We start from the raw sequence: 21,522 nt of genomic DNA, 5'->3' as shown, positions 1-21,522 counted from the left end.
TGTCTGCTCCCTTTTTCACGGCATTTTAACCCGATACCAGGCGGCATAAAGCGCGGGCAGGAAAAACAGCGTGATCACGGTGCCGATGGCAATGCCGCTGATGAGCACATAGGCCATGGGGCCCCAGAACAGCGAGGTGGTCAGCGGGATGAACGCCAGCACCGCTGCAGCGGCCGTGAGCAGCACCGGGCGCGCGCGCAGCACGGTGGCATGGATGACCGCCTCGTGCATCGGCTGACCCGCCGCACGGTTTTCGTTGATCTGCGCCACCAGAATCAGGGTATTGCGCATCAGGATGCCCGCCAGCGCAATCAGCCCCAGGTTGGCCACAAAGCCGAATGGCTGCTGGAACAGAATCAGCGCAGCCACGGCGCCCACCAGCCCCAATGGTGCCGTGACCAGCACCATGAACAGCCCGGTAAAGCTGCGCATGTAGAGCATGATCAGCAATGTCATCAGCAGCACCATCAGGGGCATATTGGCCTGAATGGAGCGCTGCGCCACCTGCGACTCCTCCACGGATCCGCCGATTTCTACCCGATACCCCAGCGGCAGGTTCTCGACGATGTCCTGAATGTTGTTCCACACCTTCATGGTGGCATCCGGTGGCTGCACACCGGGCGGCACCTCGGCATACACACTCACCAGCCGCTCCCCGTTGCGCCGTTCCATATAGGGGATTTCTGCCACCACCTTCAGATCCCCCAGATGCGCCAGCGGCACACTTTCACCCGTAGGCAGACGAATGGGCAGGCTTTCCAGGGCTTCCACATGACGCGCAGCGTCGGATGCGCGCAGACGAATCTCGGTCGAGCGGATACTGGAGAGAACAATACTGGCCACCTCACCATTGAGCAGGGTGCGCAACTGCTCGGCCACCTGTGCCGGCGTCAGCCCCAGCCTGGCCAGGCGGTTTCGATCCCACTCAAGCCGCAGCGCCGGGGCCTGGTACTGCCAGGAAAGATGCGGATCCACCAGATAGGGCTTATCCAGCATGCGATCGCGAATCTGTTTGCCAATCGCCACCAGCGTCTGCGGATCCGGGCCGATCACGCGAAACACCACCGGCCAGGGCACGGGCGGACCAAACAGCAGCGGATGCACCCGCACCCGCGCCTCGGGAAAGGCACCGGCTTCGATCTGTTGCTGCAGGCGCAGCTGCAGCCGATCACGGGCATGCCAGTCCCTGGCGACGACGACGATATTGCCATAGGCGGGATTGGGCAGTTCGGGGCTCAGCGCGAGAAAGAAACGCGGTGCGCCACGGCCGGTATAACTGGAGGCAGACACCACATCCGGATCGTTCATCAGCTGCTGTTCCACCCGCGCCACCACCTTTTGCGTGGTGGCAAAGCTGCTGCCTTCGGGCAGGTTGATGTCCACCAACAGCTCGGGACGGTCCGAACTGGGGAAGAACTGCTGTACCACCCAGTGCTTCATGCCATAGACGGAAAGAATAAACACCCCTACCGTGAGACCGATTACCAGCCAGCGGCGGCGCACACACGCCTCAATAACCTTGCGCAGCAGCCTGAAAGCCGGCCGCTGCTCCACCGGCGTGCCGGCATGCTTCAACGTGTCCGGCAGTAGCTTGACGCCCAGATAGGGGGTAAACAGCACGGCCACCAGCCACGAGGCGATCAGGGCGATGCCCGTCACCCAGAAGATGCCGCCGGCATATTCGCCCACCTTGGATTCGGCAATGCCGATGGGCAGAAAGCCGATGGTGGTCAACAGCGTGCCCACCAGCATGGGGGCGGCGGTCAGTGTCCAGGCATAGGAGGCAGCGCGGATCTTGTCCAGGCCCTGCTCCATCTTAAGGATCATCATCTCGATAGCGATGATGGCATCGTCCACCAGCAGGCCGAGGGCGATAATCAATGCGCCCAGTGAAATGCGGTTGAAGTCGATGCCGGTCAGTTTCATAAACAGGAACGTGGCCGACAGCGTCAGGGGCACCGCCAGCGCCACCACAATGCCGGCCCGTACCCCGAGGGCGATGAAGCTGACCACCATTACCACCAGAAGTGCTACGAAGAACTTTTCCTGAAAGATATCCACGGCACGATGAATGGCGTCGGCCTGATTGGTGAGCTTGTCCAGCTGCACACCGGCAGGAAGCTGTGGCCGTATCGTCTGCTCGAAGGCATTGAGCGCCTGCTCGAGTCTTAGCCCATCGGCATTTTCCTGCATGACCACCCCCAACAGCACCGCTTCATGGCCGCGGTCGTGCACGATCAGGCTGGGTGGGTCTTCGAAACCGGTATAAACCTGCGCCAGCTCCTTGAGCGCCACCACCGTGCCGCCGATATTAATGGGCAGCGCTTCCAGCGTATCAATCCAGTCGCGGGGTTGCTGATTGACACGGATGTGCAGGCGTGGCCCGCCGGTTTCCACAAAACCGGCCGACACCACCGCTGTCTGTGCAGCAATCTGCTGCTGAATCTGCGCGGGTGCAATGCCCAGGGTTTTCAGTTTGCGTTCGTCCAGATCCACAAAAATCTGCGGCTTGCGCTCGCCGATCAGCACCACCTTCTTCACGCCCGCAACCCGTCGCAGCGGCTTGCGCAGCTGTTCGGCCACTTCGGTGAGCGTGCGATTGTCCACGCTGCCATCCGGGCTGCTCAGCGCATAAAGCGTGAAATAGACATCCTTGAAGTCATCCTGAAAAATCGGGCCGATTACAGCGGGGGGGAGCTTTTTCGCCTCATCCCCCAGCCGCTTGCGCACCTGATAGAACAGGTCCTCGCTCATGCCCGATGGCGTGTTGTCGGCAAAGGTGACCAGCATCTCCACCTGACCGGGCCGCACCTTGGTTTCCACGCGGTCGAACCAGTCAATTTCCTGCAAGCGCTTTTCCAGCAGATCCGCCACCTGCTTTTCCATCTGCTCCACCGTGGCGCCCGGCCAGTAGGCGGAAACCACCATGACGTTGACGCTGAAGGAGGGATCTTCTGCCCGGCCATTGGTCCAGAAGGCATATACCCCGGCCAACAGTGTGACAATGATGAAATAGAGCGTCAGTGAGGACTCACGGATCGCCCATGCCGACGGGTTGAAGCGGCTCATGGCTGCCCCACCCGCACAGTCTGCCCCGGACGCAGCACGTGCACGCCCATGCGCACGATGCGATCCTTGGCCGTTAAGGGTCCCTGCACCCAGGCAACGTCATGGGCCACGCGTTCCACTGTCACCGGGACGCGCTCAAGCACCTGCTGCCCATTGACCCTGAACAGATAGGCCTTCTTCCCTTCCATCTGCACTGCGGTGACCGGTACACGCCACAAGGATTTCTCACGCCCGGTGCGCACCACAACCGACAGAATCTGGCCCCAGGCGACCATTTCTGAGCCAATGTGATAACGCACCGTGCGGGTATGACTGGTGGGGCGGGCTGCGGGTGCAGCATACGCCATCGACAATGTCTTTTCCTGACCGTTCAGGCGAGCCGTCAGGGTTGCCGGTGGTGTCCCTGCCCCATTTGGCCAGTCCAGTTCCAGCACGGTCTCATCGCCCAGGCCCAGGGTCATAACGGGTGTGCCTGCGGTGACCACCTGCCCCACCTCGGCCTGCCGGGCCATGACAACGCCATCTGCAGACGCCTTGAGCACGGTATAGCTCCAACGATTGCGCGCTGTTTCGATCTGCGGCAACAGACTCTGACGCTGAGCCTCAAGTACCACCACGCGGTTCTGCGCTGCATCCACCTGCTGTTGGGAAACCAGTTTGCGGGCCAGCAGATCCTGCAAACGAACAAGATCCTTGCGCGCGGTCTGCAGATCCGAGTCCACTGCCCGTAGCTGCGCCTGCAGGTTATTCAGCGCAAGGCGGTAATCACGATCATCAAGCCGATAAAGCACGTCGCCAGCGCGTACCGTATCGCCGACCTCAACAGCACGCGCCACGATCCGACCGGCCACCTGAAAACCCACGGCACTTTCCCGCAGTGGTTTAAGCACACCCGTCAGCGTCAGGCTATGGCGGGCCTTGTCTGTAACAGGGTTAACCGTCCATACCACCGGGGGCACATCAGCTTGAACAGGCGCCTCCGCCTGCTGCTGGCAGCCCGACAGCAGGAAAACAAACGGGATCAAAAATAGCGCGTAAGCTGTTTTTTTCATTGGGACAATTCCCTTATTCGGCAGATAACGGTTGACCAGACCCGTGCGCTGACCGCATCGGACTCATAAGAGACCTGCGCCGCTTCGGGTAGGGCTGAAAAGGCAAAGCGCCCGCTGAATTCGTGCAATAACAGGCCAAAGAGATGGTGCGTAAGAATCAGGGCGTGTTCGTCCGGCACCAGCTGGCGCATGCGGTCCAATACCCACTCGATCTCCGGTCGCCATACGCTCTGCATGATAGTACGGGTGCGTTCGCTCGTATCCAGCAACACCCACTGCACCAGTCGCGCCATATCGGGATGGTCCCCCATAAAAACCGCCTTGCGCGCCACCAGCTCATGCAAGGCCTCTTCCGGCGTATTCGCCTCAATGCGCTGATAGACTTCGGCACGAATCTGCTGCGCAACTGCCTCCATCACAGCCAGATACAGCGCCTCTTTCCCGGCAAAGTGGTTATACACGCTGGACGGCGACATGCCCACCTGCTGAGCCAGTTCGCGCATGGAAAAACCGTCAAAGCCCTTTTCGGCAAACAGCGCACGGGCTGTGGACAAAATGCGTTCTCTGTTCATGCCACTCTATTAACGAACGTTCGTTCGTTAATTAATTTAGCCATTTCTTTTTTCACATGCAAACATAAGGCACCTCCGCGCCCCCTGAATGCGCTCGCGTTGCAGGTGCAATGACGGCAGATGCAAGGCACGGGCGCTGGATTTGTTGCGGCCAAATCCAAGGAGAGCAAGACAGCAGGTGTCATCATCCCGCCGCACCCAAAGAGACAGGGGGTTTGCGGTGGTGCGATATTGAGCCCGACTTAACGGCTCAGCCACAGTGCCACGGCCACCAGTGCGGGAGCAAGCAGGTTGATCACCACGTTCATGGCCAGCGCCGGCAGCAGCCGTTCCTGGTTGCCGGCACGCACACGGCGCAGATTGAGCAGCATGGGCATGGCGAAAATCAGCGAGATCAGACCGAGCAGGGCCAGCGGCGGTAACCACTGCAGCGCCACCAGAATGACCAGCACGCCATAGGCGCTCAATAGAAACAGGTCAAATACCTGCAGCGTCAGCGGCACCCCCATTTTCATGGGAAAGGTCACCCGGCCCGCACGTCGGTCTGCGTCGATATCCGGGATCTGGTTGAGCAGCAGCAGATTATTGACCAGAAAGAAGGGAATCAGGGAAACCAGCAGCGCCCGCTCACTGTAATGCCCCGTCAGCACATAGTAGGTGCCCATGACCATCAGCGGCCCGAATGCCAGACCGGGCGCAATCAGGCACAGCCAAGGCATGCGGGTCAGGCGGGTGGTGTAGAACAGAATCAACGCAACACCCAGCAGCCCGATGGGCAGCAGACCCCAACCCAGCTCATGGACGAAATACAGCCCGATGGCGATCACCACACCGAGAAAAAAATACCCTGCGCCCATCACCCATTCCGCATATTCCGGGTGGGCCTGCAGCGCGCCGCTGCCGCCACTGAAGGGTGTGCGCTGCGTCATGGCATCCAGGCCGCTGCGCCAGTCTTCATACTCGTTGAGCAGGTTGACACTGGCGTGGGCCGACAGACCGCCGATCATAACCAGCAGAAAACGTCCCCAGTCAAAGGCTGCACCCTCCCACACCGCCAGTGCAGCGCCCAGCAGAATGACCGAAACGGTTAACAGTAGAAAGGGTGGGCGCATGCTCATCCACACGGTCTTCAGGGCTTGCTTCATTCCGCTTCCTCCACATAGCGATCAAGTCGTTTCTTCCAGCCGGGCCACCAGCGGGATTCGTCCCGTGGTGCATGGGCAATGCGCCGTTGCAGGACCTTGTGTGCCGCTGCCACAAAAGCCGGCACCGACACACGATCAGACGGCATGGCGCGCAGGACCTGAATCAGCCCCCACCCTTGCCCTGCATAACGGGCTTTAGCATTATCGCCCAACCCCTTGAAATTGACATAGTCCAGCAGCGCATAGGCACCACCGGGCTGCTGCCAGAGTGTTTTAACTCGCTGGTCGAGAACGGCACAATCGGGCTGGGCTGCACAGGCCTGCCGCCAGCGTGTCTGAAAGCGCGTCATGACAAAGCGCGCCTGCAGGCTGCGGGTACGTTCCAGCCAGTCCAGCAGCTGCGCACGCCGCGGATCGGCATAAAAGGCCTCGCGAGAGGACCAGGGTGCCCGTTCGGCCTGCAGCCAGCGCGGCACCCGTTCGCCGTGTTCAACTGCAAAACGCACCCATTGGGGAAACTGCGCCTCGAAAGGCACGCTCACCCCCGCCGGAATCCAGATGAAATGCCCAATGCCCAGTGAGGGAAAGGGCTCATGGGGTGACCACCACGCCAGCTGCTCGCGCACGCCGCCGGTTTCATTCTGCATGAGCCGTTCTGCCAGCCGCTCCGGGTCGGGCTCTGGCTGTGATGCAGAAACGGAAAGGGCCGCTGTCGACAGGCTCATGCCCATCAACAACGGCCCCAGCCGATGCCTGAGCGCCACGGAATGCCTTACTTGAGCTGGGTGGCCAGATAGCCGTCCATCTTCTCAAGCATCTTGCGATACATCATGGGGAACTCTTCCACCACGGAATGCTGCACGCTTGGCAGCGCCAACAGGTTGTCGGACCAGCGCTTCAACTTGGGATAGAGGTCCAGCACGGTGACACCGCACTCCTGACACAAGCGGTCCAAGCGCATGAAGATGGGCGCATAGGCCGCATCGATCAGCGCAAAGGCATCGCCGTTGAAGTAGTCACTCCCGCTGTGCACGTCGTTGACCCGCGCCAGCATGGCGGCAAACGCGTCTGAAGCCTCGTTGAACGCCTCGGCATCCTTGGCGGTCACCATGCCGTGCATCTTCATGATCATTTCGCCGCCGTAGCTGATCCAGGCACGGTTCTTGGCACGCAGCAGCGGATCTTCGGGCTGCAGCGGCGGCGGTGTGATTTCGTCCACATATTCCTGAATTACGGCAGACTCGAAAATCACCTCCTTGCCGTCCACCTGCAGCACCGGCACCTTGCCCAGCGGCGAAAGCTCCTTGAACCACTCGGGCGGGTCATTGAGGTCGATGTAGTCGATGTCGTAGGGTACGTCCTTGTGCAGCAGGGTAATGACCGTACGCTGCACAAACGGGCACAGCTTGAAACTGATCAGTCTGAGTTTGGGGAGGTTCATGGGTTATGCTCCTTCGGATTCGGTTTGCACCAGTTTAACGAATTTGGCGTAAAGGGTGTCGCGATCTTCCACGTGCTCGGGGTCGGTAATAATGCAGTCGATGGGACAGACGCTTACGCAGGTGGGTTCATCATAGTAGCCGACGCATTCCGTGCAGCGGTCCGGATCGATGACATAGGTTTCCTCGCCCATGGAGATCGCCTTGTTGGGGCACTCCGGCTCGCACATGTCGCAATTGATGCAGGCTTCGAGGATTTTGAGGGCCATGGGAAAATGCCGAAGAAGGGAGAGAAAATGGTCGGAGAGACAGGATTTGAACCTGCGACCCCCACTTCCCGAAAGTGGTGCTCTACCAGGCTGAGCTACTCTCCGATGGTGCGACGCACATTATAGTTGTTTAGCCCCAGCTTTCAAAGCGCATTACCAGGGCGTAGCGCAGCACCTCATCGCTGAGCCCCTTGAAGGGGTTGGGGATGCGTGCCACATAGCCGGACCCCTTGGCACAGTCCATGCGCTCGCCGGTTTTCGGGTGCCACATGGCGTCCAGCTTCAGCTTCAGATTGCCGGCCGGCGTCATGATTTCCAGCTCGTCACCGATGCAGAACTTGTTCTTGGCTTCGATTTCCAGCCACGCATCGCTGGCGTCCACCACCTCGCCCACGAAGCGCTGGTAGTCGGAGCTGGATGCGCCCTGCTCATAGTTCTGGTAGTCGCTGTGCACATGGCGCTTGAGGAAGCCCAGGGTGTAGCCGCGATTGGCCAGCGAATCCAGCTCGCGGATCAGCTGCGGATCGATGGGCTTGCCAGCCACCGCATCATCAATGGCGCGGCGGTACACCTGGGCGGTGCGCGCCACATAAAAGTGAGACTTGGTGCGCCCCTCGATCTTGAGCGAATGCACGCCGATATTGACCAGCTCGGGCACCAGTTCGACGGCACGCAGGTCCTTGGAGTTCATGATGTAGGTGCCATGCTCGTCTTCAAACGCAGGCATGAACTCACCCGGGCGCCCCTCCTCTTCCAGCACCATGACAGGCTGTTCGCGCGAGGTGGTGCCGGTCAAATCCGAAATTTGCTCCACCTTTACAGGAACCACATCGCCGGTTTCCGTCTCCTCGGCGGCGTAGGTGTTGTATTTCCAGCGGCAGGCATTGGTGCAGGTGCCCTGGTTGGCGTCGCGCTTGTTGATATAGCCGGACAACAGGCAGCGGCCGGAATAGGCAATGCACAGGGCGCCATGCACAAACACTTCCAGTTCGCACTCCGGCACCTGCTGGCGGATCTCAGCGATCTCCTCGATGCTCAGCTCGCGCGACAGCACGACACGTTCGATACCGACGCTGTGCCAGAACTTCACCGCTGCCCAGTTGACCGCATTGGCCTGCACCGACAGATGAATGGGCTGATCCGGGAAGTGCTCGCGCACCAGCATGATCAGACCGGGATCGGACATGATGAGCGCATCCGGCTGCATCTCGATAATCGGCTCGATGTCCTTGAGATAGGTCTTGATCTTGCTGTTGTGCGCCTGGATATTGCTGACCACATAGAACTGCTTGCCGCGGGCATGCGCTTCGGCAATGGCGTCCGCCAGCACCGGATTGGTGAACTCGTTGTTGCGCACGCGCAGGCTGTAGCGCGGCTGGCCGGCATAAATGGCATCGGAGCCGTAGGCAAAGGCGTAACGCATGTTCTTGAGCGTGCCTGCGGGAGAAAGAAGTTCCGGTTTCGTGACCATGCTATCCTATTTGCGAGTGTCGTTTATTAAGCTGACTATTTTACTCGGGAATGGCATGAACACCGCAAAAATCGGACTGGCACTGGGCGGCGGCGGTGCGCGGGGTCTTGCCCACTTTGGCGTGATGCGCTATCTGGAAGAACATGGTGTACCGGTGCATTGCATCGCCGGCACCAGCATGGGCGCCATTGTGGGCGCCGCCATCGCCAGCGGCGACTGGCACAAGCTGGCGGAAGGCTATGCGCGTCTGGACTGGATCAAGCTGCTACCCATGTTCGACATCACCTTCTCGGGTGCCGGACTGCTGGACGGTCGCAAGGCGCTGGAATTTCTCAAGGAACACATCCATGCGCGCCGCATTGATGAGCTGGCCATCCCCTATGCCGCCATCGCGGCCAACCTGACCCGCCGTCGCCGCGAAGTGCTCGCCGAGGGCGATCTGTTTTTTGCCATGCGCGCCAGCTACGCCATTCCCGGGATCTTTACGCCGGTGCGCACCCCTGAAGGCGACATTCTTGTGGATGGCGGTGTGGTAGAGCAGGTACCGGTCATCAGCGCCCACGAAATGGGCGCCGAATACGTCATCGCAGTGGAGGTGAACGGTATGCTCAAGTCACCCCACTCCACCCTGGAGACCCTTGAGGACGCGCCTCTGCTGGAGCGCCTGCACGAACAACTGGGCGCCATCCCTGCCTTGCGCGAAAGCGACTGGGGGCGGCAGATTCTCAATTGGTTCCGCCAGCAGCTGCAGAAAGAGGAAAAGAACCGCCAGCCCGGCCTTTTTGAAGTGATGCGCGACAGCATCGATTTCATGCAGGAGGAGATCATGCGCATGCAGCTGGCAGGGCATCCCCCGCGCTGGCTGGTCACCGTGGATGCGACCAGCTTTTCCATCTGGGACTACCACCGCGCTGAAGAGATCATCGAAACCGGCTATCAGGCTGCAAGGGAACAGCTACGCACCCTGCCTGACGAAGTGCCCGAACTGATCACCTGACCGCGCTCAGGCGATCAGCCTGGCGCCAGATCACCTCGCCCAAGGCATTCATAGTGGACCCCGTCCGGGCCGTGCACCGAGCGCCACAGCTCCACGTGATCCACCGACAGCCAGGCATCCTCCAGCGTCATCGGCAGAGGGGGGTCCCCGACTTTTTCAAGATCGATTTTTTTCGCGTTCGGCCGCGCCAGTGAAATATGCGGCGCAAAGCGGTTTTTAGGCTTTTTGACGCCATCCAGCTCCTTTAATGCCTGATACACTTCGTCATGCAGCGCCTGTAGCATCAGATTGCGCCCGAACAGGCCAGCGAGCACGGCTGGCCGCTCGGCGGCGGGGAACCAGTCGATCGTTTCCAGTGGTGCTTCAAAGGCGCTCAGCTCGGGCAGCCCCTTGGCCAGGCGGTCGGCAATCACCTGCGCCTGCTCACGACTGAAACCGTCTCCAAGGAAAAACGCGGTGAGATGCCAGTTTTCCCGCGGCAACCATCGCACCGCCGACAAACCGTTCTTTTTGAGCGCTTGGCAAGCCTGCTGCAGCGAAGCAGCCAGTGCATCTTCGACCGGCACCGCGACAAACAGCCTCATCCGACCACCTCAAAGCGTAAAAATTCACCCGTGGCGGGAAGCCATGAGAGGCTCACATCCGTTACCTTGCTCAGCGGCGAGCCCTGCCACAACCACTGCGCCAGCGCCTCCAGCTGAGGTCGCGGGCCCTCCGCCACCACTTCCACGCGGCCATCGGGCAGGTTGCGCACCCACCCGGTCAGCCCCAGTTCGCGCGCCTTGCGCTGGGTGTAGGCGCGAAACCACACGCCCTGTACCCGTCCCGAAACCAGTGCGTGCAGGCGTTCCATCAGTGCTTCACCCTGCCCCACAAATCATAGGCGTCGGCCGCTTCGATCTCGACCGGTACGATCTCGCCTGGCTGCAATGTCTGACCATTGCCGATGAGCACGACGCCGTCGATTTCAGGCGCATCGCCCTTAGTGCGGCCAATGGCGCCCTCCTCGTCCACTTCATCAATGATCACATCCAGCGTACGCCCGATCTTTGCCTGCATCTTTTCCGCACTGATCACCTGCTGGGTTTCCATAAAGGCCTCCCAGCGTTCCTGCTTCACCTCGTCCGGCACCTGGGGCGCCAGCGTATTGGCCACCGCCCCCTCGACGGGCGAATACTGGAAGCAGCCCACACGATCCAGACGCGCTTCGCGGATAAAGTCCAGCAGCGCTTCGAACTCTTCATCGGTTTCGCCAGGGAAGCCGACGATAAAGGTGGAGCGCATGGTCAGATCCGGCACTTCGCTGCGCCACTTCTCAATGCGTTCAAGCTGGCGCTCGATATTGCCCGGCCGGCGCATGGCCTTGAGCACGCGCGGATGCGCATGCTGCAGCGGCATATCCAGATAGGGCAGTACCAGCCCGTCGCGCATCAGCGGAATCACCTCTTCCACATTTGGGTAGGGATAAACATAGTGCAGCCGCACCCATGCACCCAGGCGCCCCATCTGCTCGACCAGACCGGTCATGTTGCTCTTGACCGGGCGCCCCTGCCAGAAGTCGGTGCGGTGCCTGATATCCACGCCATAGGCCGCCGTGTCCTGACTGACCACCAGCAGTTCCTTCACGCCCGCATCCACCAGTTTCTGCGCTTCATCAAGAATCTCGGGCGCCGGACGGCTGACCAGGTCGCCTCGCATGGAGGGAATGATGCAGAAGGTGCAGCGGTGGTTGCACCCTTCGGAAATCTTTACATAGGCATAGTGCTTGGGCGTAAGCTTGAGCCCCTGTGGCGGCACCAGATCCACGAACGGGTCATGGGGTGGTGGCGGGGTGACGTCGTGGACCTGCTGCACCACCTCTTCATAGGCGGCAGGGCCAGTAATGGCGAGCACCTGCGGGTGCACCGCCTCGATCTGCTCCGGCTTGGCGCCGAGGCAGCCGGTGACAATGACGCGGCCGTTTTCATCCAGCGCTTCGCCAATGGCTTCCAGCGACTCCTCCACGGCCGAATCGATAAAGCCACAGGTGTTGACGATCACCACATCGGCGTCGTCATAGCTGTCGGTCAAGGTGTAGCCCTCGGCCCTAAGCTGGGTCAGGATCCGTTCCGAGTCCACCGTGGCCTTTGGACAGCCCAGAGAAATGATGCCCACGGTCGGGTTTTGTGCACTCATGCAAACATGTCCTCTACCTTCATGTTCAAACGCAGACCACTGTGCATGGTGGTCAGCCAGATACGTCCCTTTTCCGGTTCTACCAAGTGGGGATAGCTCAACCATGCGTCGTCACAGCGTGCAACTGTCACGGGCGCACTCCAGCTAGTACCCTCATCCGCACTGATGCGCAAGCACAGTTCGGCGCGATACCAGCTGGCCGCGCGTTGTGAAAACGCGCCCGCCCGTCGCGGCGGATTGTCGCCCACCGGATTGTACGCCAAGACAATGCGCCCATCTTGCAGACGCAGCAGTGCGCCCGGGCTGGAACTGGCCGGCAGGCCAATTTTCGTATGGGTCCAGGTCGCCCCTGCGTCCTGGGAATAAGCATTCCAGAAGCGATCCCAGTTGGTGCGCAACAGATACCACAGCCGGCCATCCTTCAGTGGCAGCAGGTAGCCTTCGATGGCACCATCGTGATGACCGCGCCCCCCGGCATCGAGCCAATTACTGGCTTGCCAGTGGTGTCCACCATCATCGCTGTAATAGGTCAGACTGACATAGCGCCCTTGCTGCGGCAGCAAATACTGACTGCTGAGCACGACGCGGCCACTTTCGAGCACAACCATGCTGCGTACCGAGCCGCTGTAACCGTCCTGTATCAGTTGTGGGGCCGACCAGCTTTTGCCTTCATCCTCGCTGCGGACAAGATAAATGGGCGAACGGGTATTTCGGCTGGCACGCCCCAGGTGCTTCAGCCAGCGAAAATGGCTCTGAGCCTGATCCATGAAGGCATAGAGCAGCTTCCCATCCGGCAGGACTGCCAAAGCTGCATCGGTGGCAGGACGGACATCCTGCAGCGCCAGTGGCCAGTGCTGCCACTGCTTGCCATCCCAGTGGTGTACCTGTCCACTTTCAATCGCCCAGATGGATCCGGCATGGGTGGCGAACGGTCCCAGCGGCAGCGCAGCCTCCCACTGCACCGCCGGATGCAGCAGCAGCGGCGCTGATGTTTGCGGCGCCTGAGAAAAGTTCAGCGCGACGTCAACCGGTCGCATCAGAAGGGCTTGACCACCACCATGATGAGAATGCCTATGAGCAGCAGCAGCGGGATCTCATTCATCCAGCGATAGAAAACGCCGCTGTGATCGAGGTGCCCGGTGGTTTTCATCTGCTTGACACGCGCTGCGGCCCAGAAGTGATAGGCCAGCAACAACACGACCAGCGTCAGTTTGGCGTGCAGCCAGCCGCCACTGAAACCGAATCCGAGCCAGAGCCATAACCCTGTCACAACCGAGATGACCATCATGATGGTCATGAACTTGTAGAGTTTCTCAGCCATGATGAGCAGACGACGTACATCCTCGCCCGCCTGTTGCCCTTCGACAAAGTGCACGAAGATGCGCGGCAGGTAGAAGATGCCCGCCATCCAGCTCATCACAAAAAGAATATGCAGCATTTTGACCCAAAGCATTGAATTTCCCCCTGAGGACCTTACAAATAAAGTTATCATAACAAGATGTGGCGCTCGTCGCCGCCGCGATAGACCGGTGCACGATGCGCCAATGTTCACAAAAAGGAAAACGCATGAAAGTAGCAAAAGACAAGGTTGTCTCCATCGAATACGTATTGAAAGACAAGGACGGCAATGTAATGGACGCCTCCAATGGGCAGCCACTGGCCTACCTGCATGGCCACGGCCAGATCATTCCCGGCCTGGAAAAGGCACTGGAAGGCAAGGAAGTGGGTGAAAAACTCACCGTGACAGTGCCGGCTGCAGAAGCCTACGGCGAACGCGTCGAACAGCTGGTACAGGAAGTGCCTCGCCAACTGTTCCAGGGCGTTGACAATATCGAAGTGGGCATGCGCTTTGAAGCTCAGTCCGAGCAGGGTGTGCACTCTGTAGAAGTGACCAAGGTGGAAGGCGATACCATCACCGTTGATGGCAACCACCCACTGGCAGGCCAGGACCTGACCTTCGAAGTGGAAATCAAGGGTGTCCGCGATGCCACCGAAGACGAGCTGGCCGATGGCCATGCCCATGGTACCGGGGGCGTAGAGCATTAATCCGGCTTGACATGCCCACGATAAAAAAGCGCCATCCGGCGCTTTTTTTTGTATGATTGTCGTCATAAATCGACAAGGGAAACACTTCGATGCTCACGGTTGACGCCTGGATCGCACTGGGGTTGGCACTTCTCCTTTTTGTTATTGCTTCAATCCGTTTAATACGTACGGAAAAACGTTATGGATGGGTCAGATCGGTTTTTGACAGCATTCATAAACCCCTTCTCATCCTGGATCACAATGGACAGGTTCGCCACCATAATGAAGCCGTAGCGGATCTGATCGACAAATCCAAAAAAACCTCCCCGCCCACCTTCATCAGTTCTCTTCTCCCCCCCAAGCTTGGCGCTGCCATTCTAGAAAATATCAATAATAAAACCGTCCCCGTCACCCGGGAAATCCTTGTTGACAACAGACTGTTCCACTATTCCATTTCACCTCTGATTTTTTTTACTGGAAATTGGTATCTAATCGAAATTGAAGATCGCACCAATTTAAAGGACCTGACCCAAAAGACCAGTTTCTACGAGCGCCTGCTCGCAAGAGTTCGCAACCTGATTATTGTGACGGATGAGCAGGAAAAAACAGAATGGATCAATCCGGCCTTCGAATACAGAACAGGCTATACCCTGGGCGAAATAAAAGGCAAAAAACCGGGCAATCTATTACAAGGGCCTGAGACAGATCCGGAAACCGTTCGAAAAATCCATGAGCATCTGCAGCAATGCGAGCCGCTCAAAACCCAGATTTTGAACTATACCAAACATGGTGAAGCCTACTGGGTTGATATGCTGATTGAACCCTTCCGCCTGATCGATGGCCGGCGTGGGTTTGTCTCGGTCGAAAATGAAATCACGGCCGAGAAAAAACTGGAGAACAGAATCAAAAAGCTTGATCACCTACTCAAAATAAAAGACAGCATGATCAAGCAGATGACCCACATTGATGGGCTTACGCAACTGGGAAACATCAACTTATTTACGGAAACCCTGATACGGGAGTGGGGTCGCGCCATTCGTAAACAAACGCCTTTAACCCTTATCCTTTTTGATATTGATCAATTTCACAGTTGGAACTTATTATTGGGCTACCAAAAGGCCGATCAGATCCTCAAGGAAATTGCCCTGATTCTCCAAAAACACATCCGTCGAACCACAGACCTGAATGCTCGTTACGGTGGAGATCAGTTTGTCAGCATTCTGCCGGACACAACCGCAGAAAACGGTGCTCTGCTTGCAAAACGCATCCAGGAAGAGATCAATGCGCTTAACTTTCATCATGACGCCATCGAAACAGGGCATGTATGCGTAAGCATTGGCATTGTCTGCCATGTGCCATCCCGAGAAGATCATCATGTAACCCTGCTGGAAAAAGTGGAACAGCAGTTGCGCAATGCTAAACAGAAAGGGCCCAATGCCATTTCTGTTGAAAATGGCAATTGCCCTGAAGCCTGATAAAGCGTTTGGGAAAGAAGAGCAGAGACGTGATAGTGCGCTCCCAAACCCGTCTGAACGCCAATACCCCTACTACTGATTAAAAAGAAGCACCCACAAGCCGCCCGAAAAATCACTCACCCCATCATGCGTGCCTCGACCATGAGGCGCTTCATTTCTCGCACCGCTTCGGCGAACCCCACAAAAACCGCATGCGCCACAATGGCATGGCCAATGTTCAATTCCACAATTTCGGGAATGCGCGCTACGGGCTGCACATTGTGATAGTGCAACCCATGCCCGGCATTGACCTGCAACCCCAGTCCGTGAGCATAGGCCGCTGCCTCGCGAATGCGCTCAAGCTCCTGTTGCTGCCCCCAGTGCGATACCTCGCCCAGATCAGCGTAATGACCGGTATGCAGTTCGATCACCGGCGCACCCGTCTCTTTGGCTGCATCGATCTGCGCCTTGTCTGCATCAATGAACAAAGAGACTCGCACACCTGACTCATCCAGGCGCGTGCACACATCCTTCAGGCGCTCCACCTGCCCGGCCACATCCAGCCCCCCTTCCGTGGTCAGCTCTTCCCGACGCTCGGGAACGAGACATACATCTTCGGGACGCAGACGGCAGGCAATACCCACCATCTCATCGGTGGCCGCCATTTCCAGATTCACCTTGGTCTGGCGCAGTTCGACAAGACGCTCCACATCATGGTCCTGAATATGACGGCGATCCTCGCGCAAATGCAGGGTAATGCTGTCCGCTCCCGCCTGCTCGGCATCCAGGGCCGCCTTGATGGGATCGGGATAGCGGGTGCCGCGCGCCTGCCGCAGCGTGGCCACATGATCGATATTAACGCCCAGATAAATCGGTTCCATGTTCACTTCTCCGTTTTAGTCGCCTGCCACAATTGCTGTGCACGCAAGGGCCGGTTTCCCAGCCAGGGCGCGAGCAGCATGCGCAGCATCCGTTTCCATTCCTTCAGGCACGCCGGAAGCGGCTCCTGAGCGGCAAAAGCCATAAGGCAGCACCCACTGACACCGTCGGCAGCCAGCAGCCATCCCTGCTCAGGATCCCAGCGATAGCGCGCCGCTGCATCCAGCGGACGTTCCAGCGCATCGGTTGCAAAAATGGGGTTGACACCCAGTGCCGCCACCAGCACGCCTTCAAAGCGACGCAAGGCCCAGGCCAGATCATCCCGAGACACCACACCGGCCAACCGCTCCACCAATGCTTCGTAGGCACTGAAAACTTCAGGAACCGGCGCGCCTTCCGGCAGGACACGAACCAGCAGTTCATTGGTATACAGCAGACACAGAAGCGCTTCGCCCTGCAGAAAGGTGCCCTGACCGCGAGGCTCCAATTGACGGAGTGACACCAGCCCCTGTGTGGCACGGGCACGCCAGCGCGCCTGCAACGGCTGCGCCGGCTGCAACCAGGCCTGTTTCTGCCGAGCGACACGCCCAGTGCCACGCACCCCTTTTACCACCGCGGCAATGCGCCCTTCTTCCGGTGTAAGCAGGTCAATAAGCAGGCTGGTTTCCCGATAGGGTCGCCGATGCAACAGCCAGGCCGGCTGCTCAACCCAACTCATCAGACCTCGTTATACCCCAGGCTGGCCAGCGCGCGGTCATCGTCCGACCAGTTGCGCTTCACCTTCACCCACAGCTCCAGATGCACACGGGCATCCAGCAGATTGATAATGTCCTGACGCGCCTCAGAGCCGATCTTCTTGATCAGCTGCCCGTTTTCGCCGATAACGATACGCTTCTGCCCTTCCCGCTCCACCATGATGGTGGCATGGATGATCCAGCGCCCTTCGTCCTCGTCCCACGCCATGCGCTCCACTTCAACCGTGGTGCCATAGGGCACCTCGTCCCCCAAGTAGCGCATCAGCTTTTCGCGGATCATCTCGGCTACAAGAAATTTTGTGGGGCGATCGGTCACATAATCTTCCGGGAAGATTGGGGGTTGTTCGGGCAGGTGCTTCACAATCTCCTGTTCCAGCGCGTCCAGGTTGGTTTTCCGATAGGCGGATACCGGCACCACCGCAGAAAAGGCGACCTTCTGAGCAACCTTGTCGATAAAGGGCAGCAGGTCGTATTTGGCCTTGATACGGTCGATCTTGTTGATGGCAACGATGATCGGTGCCTTGACATCCTGCAACAGGCGGGCCACGGCTTCATCCTCGCCCGTCCACTTTCCCGCTTCCACGACAAAAACGATCACATCCACGTCCACCAGCGCCGACTTGGCGGCGCGGTTCATGTAGCGGTTGAGTGACTTGCCGGTACCCTTGTGCAACCCCGGGGTATCCACCAGAACCAGTTGATGGCACGGCGTACTCTTGATGGCGTGAATGCGATGCCGGGTGGTCTGCGGCCGCGGTGCGGTAATGGTAATCTTCTGCCCGATCAGTTCATTGACCAGGGTGGACTTGCCCACATTGGGGCGCCCGATAATGGAGACGAAGCCGACCTTGAAGGGCCCTTCACACTCGCCCAATTCATGGTCCCGGATTGCCGGTTCGGTATGGTCAGTCATTGTCCCCCTCCAGACGGTCCAACGCCTTTTCAGCGGCCAGTTGCTCAGCCTTGCGGCGAGAGCCGGCGCGGGCCTGCACCGGCGGCTGGCCAGCCACCTTGCAGACCACATCAAAGGTCTGATCGTGGGCCGGGCCGCTCACATTCACCACCTCGTACTCCGGCAGCGGTTCGCGCCGCTTCTGCAGCCACTCCTGCAGGCGTGTCTTGGGATCCTTGCCCATCTTGCGCGGGTCGAGGTTCTGCAGGCGCTGGTCATACAGACGCAGGACGAGATCCCTGCAGGCATCCATGCCGGCATCCAGATAGACCGCTGCAATGAGCGCTTCCACCGCATCAGCGAGAATGGAATTCCGCCGATAACCACCGGACTTGAGTTCGCCGCCGCCAAGAATGAGCGCATCGCTCAGATCCAGCTCCCGCGCGATTTCGGCCAGCGTATCGCCCTTGACCAGATGGGCGCGAATACGGCTCAGATCCCCTTCCGGCAGGCGTCCGAAACCCTTGAACAGCGCTTCGCCGATAATGAAGTTGAGCAGGCTGTCGCCGAGAAACTCGAGGCGCTCGTTGTTTTCGCTGGCAGCGCTGCGATGGGTCAACGCCTGCTGCAGCAACGCAGGCCGATTGAACGTGTGTCCAAGACGCTGTTCCAGACGCTTCTGTGCGGTGGTCATCATTTGATCAGCGTCCCGATGCGGTCAAAGCGGATGCCGTCATCCCAGCTCATCCATATCATGACAGCGCGCCCCTTCAGATTTTTCTCTGGCACGAAGCCCCAGTAGCGGCTGTCGTTGGAGTGGTCGCGGTTGTCACCCATCACAAAGTAATGGCCCGGCGGAACCTTGACCGGGGAAAGCAGCAAACGACCAGGCCGTGTTTCGTCATCCAGCAGAATGCGGTGGCATTTGCCCTCGTCCGGCAGACACTCTTCATACTCTTTGGCGCCGTCCAGCATGGCGCCCGCGCCAGTGCCGTGGAATTTGGTCACGAAGCGCATATCCACCGGCTTGCCGTTGATAATCAGCTGCTTGTTGATGTATTCGATGGTGTCACCCGGCAGACCGATAATCCTCTTGATGTAGTCCAGATCGGGATCCTGGGGATACTTGAACACCACCACATCGCCGCGCTTGGGTTCACCCACGGGAATGATCTTCTCCTGAATGACCGGCAGCTTAATGCCGTAGCTGAATTTGCTCACCACAATGAAGTCGCCGATGTGGAGCGTGGGATACATGGAACCCGAAGGAATTCGGAACGGCTCGGCTACGAACGAGCGCAGCACCAGCACAATCAGCAGGACCGGAAAGAGCGAGCGCGAATAGTCGACCAGCACGGGCACCTTTTCGGTAACCGCCGCTTCGCGCCGGGCCGGCTCCCACACCATGCGATCCACCAGCGCTACCACACCGGTGATCGCTGTCGCCAGCACCAGAATCAGTTCAAAATTCATGACTTCTGCTCTCCTCCGGTCTGCAGCACGGCGAGGAAAGCCTCCTGGGGCAGCTCTACCTTGCCAATGGACTTCATGCGCTTCTTGCCTTCCTTCTGTTTCTGCAGCAGCTTCTTCTTGCGGCTGACGTCACCGCCGTAGCACTTGGCGGTTACATTCTTGCGTAGTGCTTTCACATTGGTGCGCGCGATGATCTTGCCACCGATGGCCGCCTGCAGCGCCACTTCGAACATCTGCCGCGGGATCAGCTCGCGCAGTTTTTCAATCAGTTCACGCCCGCGCTGCACCGCCTTGGAGCGGTGCACAATAATCGCCAGCGCATCCACCGGCTCGCCATTGATGAGGATATCCATGCGCACCAGGTCGTCGGCCTGGAAGCGCTTGAATTCATAGTCCATGGAGGCATAGCCGCGACTGGTGGACTTGAGGCGGTCGAAGAAATCCAGCACTACCTCGTTCATGGGCAGCTCATAGACCATCTGCACCTGCGAGCCCACATAGGTCATGTTCTTCTGCACGCCGCGCTTTTCGATACACAGCTTCATCACGTTGCCCACGTATTCGTCCGGCAGCAGAATGGTCGCCTCGATAATGGGCTCACGAATCTCGGCGATGGTGCTCATGTCGGGCAGCTTGGACGGGTTGTCCACCTTGAGCACTTCGCCCTTTTTGGTTTCCACCTCATAGACCACGGTGGGGGCGGTGGTAATGAGATCGAGGTTGTATTCCCGTTCCAGCCGCTCCTGGATGATCTCCATGTGCAGCATGCCGAGGAAACCGCAGCGGAAGCCAAAACCCAGCGCCTCGGAGGTTTCCGGCTCGAAAAACAGCGCCGCATCATTGAGACGCAGCTTGCGCAACGCTTCACGCAGGTCCTCGTAGTCTTCGGAACTGATGGGGAAGATACCGGCAAATACGCGCGGCTGCACCGGCTTGAAGCCCGGCAGCGGTTCCTCTACAGGATTCTGCGCATCGGTGAGGGTGTCGCCTACCGGCGCGCCATCAATGTCTTTGATGCCGGCGATCACGTAGCCCACCTCGCCTGCCACCAGCTGGTCGGTGGGTGTGCGCTTGGGCGTAAAGATGCCGACCTGATCCACTTCATAATCCATACCGGTGGACATGACGCGCATTTTGGTCTTCTTGCCGATTTTGCCGTCCACCACACGCACCAGCGACACCACCCCCAGATACGGGTCGAACCAGGAGTCGATAATCAGCGCCTTGAGCGGTGCGTCCCGATCGCCTTCCGGTGCGGGAATCCGCGCGACAATCTGTTCCAGCACATCTTCGATGCCGATGCCGGTCTTGGCGCTGGCCCGCACGGCATCCTGTGCCTCGATGCCGATGATTTCCTCGATTTCGTGAATAACGCGATCCGGGTCCGCAGCCGGAAGATCAATCTTGTTGAGCACCGGCACCACTTCCAGCCCCTGCTCGATGGCGGTATAGCAGTTGGCCACCGTCTGCGCTTCCACGCCCTGCGAAGCATCCACCACCAGCAGCGCCCCCTCGCAGGCCGCCAGCGAGCGCGATACTTCGTAAGAAAAGTCCACGTGCCCGGGTGTGTCGATGAAGTTCAGCTGATAGATGTTGCCGTCCTTCGCCTTGTATTCCAGGGTCACACTCTGGGCCTTGATGGTAATGCCACGCTCGCGCTCCAGATCCATGGAGTCGAGCACCTGCGCTTCCATCTCACGCTCGGTGAGACCACCGCACACTTGGATAAAGCGGTCTGCCAGCGTGGACTTTCCGTGGTCGATATGGGCGATGATGGAGAAGTTGCGAATGTTTTCGATGGGTTGCTTCATGAAGGGTGTCAGTCAATTCCGTTTTAATCGAGATATTTTAAGCG

22 protein-coding genes and 1 tRNA gene are annotated in these 21,522 nt (G+C 58.9%); 3 read left to right on the top strand and 20 right to left on the bottom strand.

The window, feature by feature from the left end; genetic code table 11:
* Nucleotides 1–15: 15 nt before the first annotated feature.
* From BUQ81_RS04250 to trhP, 9 genes are all read right to left on the bottom strand, one after another.
* Nucleotides 16–3,069, bottom strand: coding sequence for an efflux RND transporter permease subunit (locus BUQ81_RS04250; RefSeq protein ID WP_074201147.1), 3,054 nt, complete (start codon nt 3,067–3,069; stop codon nt 16–18).
* Nucleotides 3,066–4,121: an efflux RND transporter periplasmic adaptor subunit gene (locus BUQ81_RS04245; RefSeq protein WP_074201146.1), complete on the bottom strand. Its 1,056-nt coding sequence runs from the start codon at nt 4,119–4,121 to the stop codon at nt 3,066–3,068. The genes BUQ81_RS04250 and BUQ81_RS04245 overlap by 4 nt, the downstream gene beginning before the upstream one ends.
* Nucleotides 4,118–4,693 (bottom strand): TetR/AcrR family transcriptional regulator, encoded by a 576-nt coding sequence (locus tag BUQ81_RS04240; protein WP_074201145.1) that lies wholly within the window; start codon nt 4,691–4,693, stop codon nt 4,118–4,120. The genes BUQ81_RS04245 and BUQ81_RS04240 overlap by 4 nt, the downstream gene beginning before the upstream one ends.
* 242 nt (nt 4,694–4,935) lie before the next feature.
* A complete protein-coding gene (locus BUQ81_RS04235) occupies nt 4,936–5,838 on the bottom strand; it encodes a prenyltransferase (protein ID WP_074201144.1) in 903 nt (300 codons plus the stop codon).
* Nucleotides 5,835–6,563, bottom strand: coding sequence for a hypothetical protein (locus BUQ81_RS04230; protein WP_143598456.1), 729 nt, complete (start codon nt 6,561–6,563; stop codon nt 5,835–5,837). The genes BUQ81_RS04235 and BUQ81_RS04230 overlap by 4 nt, the downstream gene beginning before the upstream one ends.
* Before the next feature lie 47 nt (nt 6,564–6,610).
* Nucleotides 6,611–7,279 carry a glutathione S-transferase family protein gene (locus BUQ81_RS04225; RefSeq protein ID WP_074201142.1) on the bottom strand — a complete coding sequence of 223 codons (669 nt, stop codon included), beginning with the start codon at nt 7,277–7,279 and terminating at the stop codon, nt 6,611–6,613.
* 3 nt (nt 7,280–7,282) lie between these two features.
* A complete protein-coding gene (locus BUQ81_RS04220; protein WP_074201141.1) occupies nt 7,283–7,546 on the bottom strand; it encodes a YfhL family 4Fe-4S dicluster ferredoxin in 264 nt (87 codons plus the stop codon).
* Nucleotides 7,547–7,574: 28 nt separating this feature from the next.
* Nucleotides 7,575–7,651: transfer RNA gene (locus tag BUQ81_RS04215), tRNA-Pro, on the bottom strand.
* Between the two features lie 25 nt (nt 7,652–7,676).
* On the bottom strand, nt 7,677–9,017 hold the full coding sequence (gene trhP, locus BUQ81_RS04210; protein ID WP_074201140.1) for a prephenate-dependent tRNA uridine(34) hydroxylase TrhP: 1,341 nt from the start codon (nt 9,015–9,017) through the stop codon (nt 7,677–7,679).
* Between the two features lie 55 nt (nt 9,018–9,072).
* Between trhP and BUQ81_RS04205 the strand changes: the two genes are divergently transcribed.
* On the top strand, nt 9,073–10,014 hold the full coding sequence (locus tag BUQ81_RS04205; protein WP_074201139.1) for a patatin-like phospholipase family protein: 942 nt from the start codon (nt 9,073–9,075) through the stop codon (nt 10,012–10,014).
* Nucleotides 10,015–10,028: 14 nt separating this feature from the next.
* Here BUQ81_RS04205 and thpR read toward each other — a convergent pair whose 3' ends face one another.
* From thpR to BUQ81_RS04180, 5 genes are read right to left on the bottom strand one after another with little or no spacing between them, the layout of a single operon-like run.
* Complete coding sequence (thpR, locus tag BUQ81_RS04200) at nt 10,029–10,598, bottom strand: RNA 2',3'-cyclic phosphodiesterase (protein ID WP_074201138.1); 570 nt, start codon at nt 10,596–10,598, stop codon at nt 10,029–10,031.
* Nucleotides 10,595–10,867, bottom strand: coding sequence for an acylphosphatase (locus tag BUQ81_RS04195; protein WP_074201137.1), 273 nt, complete (start codon nt 10,865–10,867; stop codon nt 10,595–10,597). Before BUQ81_RS04195 ends, thpR begins: the two co-directional genes overlap by 4 nt.
* Nucleotides 10,867–12,189 carry a 30S ribosomal protein S12 methylthiotransferase RimO gene (rimO, locus tag BUQ81_RS04190; RefSeq protein WP_074201136.1) on the bottom strand — a complete coding sequence of 441 codons (1,323 nt, stop codon included), beginning with the start codon at nt 12,187–12,189 and terminating at the stop codon, nt 10,867–10,869. Before rimO ends, BUQ81_RS04195 begins: the two co-directional genes overlap by 1 nt.
* On the bottom strand, nt 12,186–13,226 hold the full coding sequence (locus tag BUQ81_RS04185; RefSeq protein ID WP_074201135.1) for a sialidase family protein: 1,041 nt from the start codon (nt 13,224–13,226) through the stop codon (nt 12,186–12,188). The genes rimO and BUQ81_RS04185 overlap by 4 nt, the downstream gene beginning before the upstream one ends.
* Entirely contained in the window at nt 13,226–13,642 is a 417-nt protein-coding gene (locus BUQ81_RS04180; RefSeq protein ID WP_074201134.1) for a CopD family protein, read from the bottom strand. The genes BUQ81_RS04185 and BUQ81_RS04180 overlap by 1 nt, the downstream gene beginning before the upstream one ends.
* A 113-nt stretch (nt 13,643–13,755) precedes the next feature.
* Here BUQ81_RS04180 and slyD point away from each other — a divergent pair, with 113 nt between their 5' ends.
* Both slyD and BUQ81_RS04170 read left to right on the top strand, forming a co-directional pair.
* The gene (gene slyD / locus BUQ81_RS04175) at nt 13,756–14,235 is read left to right on the top strand and encodes a peptidylprolyl isomerase (protein WP_074201133.1); all 480 of its coding nucleotides are present in this window, start codon (nt 13,756–13,758) and stop codon (nt 14,233–14,235) included.
* Between the two features lie 89 nt (nt 14,236–14,324).
* Complete coding sequence (locus BUQ81_RS04170; RefSeq protein ID WP_074201132.1) at nt 14,325–15,689, top strand: diguanylate cyclase; 1,365 nt, start codon at nt 14,325–14,327, stop codon at nt 15,687–15,689.
* A gap of 116 nt (nt 15,690–15,805) precedes the next feature.
* Here BUQ81_RS04170 and pdxJ read toward each other — a convergent pair whose 3' ends face one another.
* Genes pdxJ through lepA form a run of 6 tightly spaced genes read right to left on the bottom strand, consistent with a single transcriptional unit; the run spans nt 15,806 to nt 21,478 of the window.
* Complete coding sequence (gene pdxJ / locus BUQ81_RS04165; RefSeq protein ID WP_074201131.1) at nt 15,806–16,549, bottom strand: pyridoxine 5'-phosphate synthase; 744 nt, start codon at nt 16,547–16,549, stop codon at nt 15,806–15,808.
* A 2-nt stretch (nt 16,550–16,551) separates the two neighbouring features.
* Nucleotides 16,552–17,265, bottom strand: coding sequence for a DNA repair protein RecO (gene recO / locus BUQ81_RS04160; RefSeq protein ID WP_074201130.1), 714 nt, complete (start codon nt 17,263–17,265; stop codon nt 16,552–16,554).
* The gene (gene era / locus BUQ81_RS04155; RefSeq protein WP_084188222.1) at nt 17,265–18,215 is read right to left on the bottom strand and encodes a GTPase Era; all 951 of its coding nucleotides are present in this window, start codon (nt 18,213–18,215) and stop codon (nt 17,265–17,267) included. Before era ends, recO begins: the two co-directional genes overlap by 1 nt.
* Nucleotides 18,208–18,891 (bottom strand): ribonuclease III, encoded by a 684-nt coding sequence (gene rnc / locus BUQ81_RS04150; protein ID WP_200770548.1) that lies wholly within the window; start codon nt 18,889–18,891, stop codon nt 18,208–18,210. The genes era and rnc overlap by 8 nt, the downstream gene beginning before the upstream one ends.
* Nucleotides 18,888–19,667 (bottom strand): signal peptidase I, encoded by a 780-nt coding sequence (gene lepB, locus BUQ81_RS04145; protein ID WP_074201129.1) that lies wholly within the window; start codon nt 19,665–19,667, stop codon nt 18,888–18,890. The genes rnc and lepB overlap by 4 nt, the downstream gene beginning before the upstream one ends.
* Nucleotides 19,664–21,478, bottom strand: a complete 1,815-nt coding sequence (lepA, locus tag BUQ81_RS04140) for a translation elongation factor 4 (RefSeq protein ID WP_074201128.1) — start codon at nt 21,476–21,478, stop codon at nt 19,664–19,666. The genes lepB and lepA overlap by 4 nt, the downstream gene beginning before the upstream one ends.
* Nucleotides 21,479–21,522: the final 44 nt, after the last annotated feature.

The sequence above is a fragment of the Sulfurivirga caldicuralii genome (assembly GCF_900141795.1).
Classification (GTDB): domain Bacteria; phylum Pseudomonadota; class Gammaproteobacteria; order Thiomicrospirales; family Thiomicrospiraceae; genus Sulfurivirga; species Sulfurivirga caldicuralii.
Note: the sequence above shows the minus strand (reverse complement) of the source record. Positions and strands in the feature narration are given on the sequence as shown.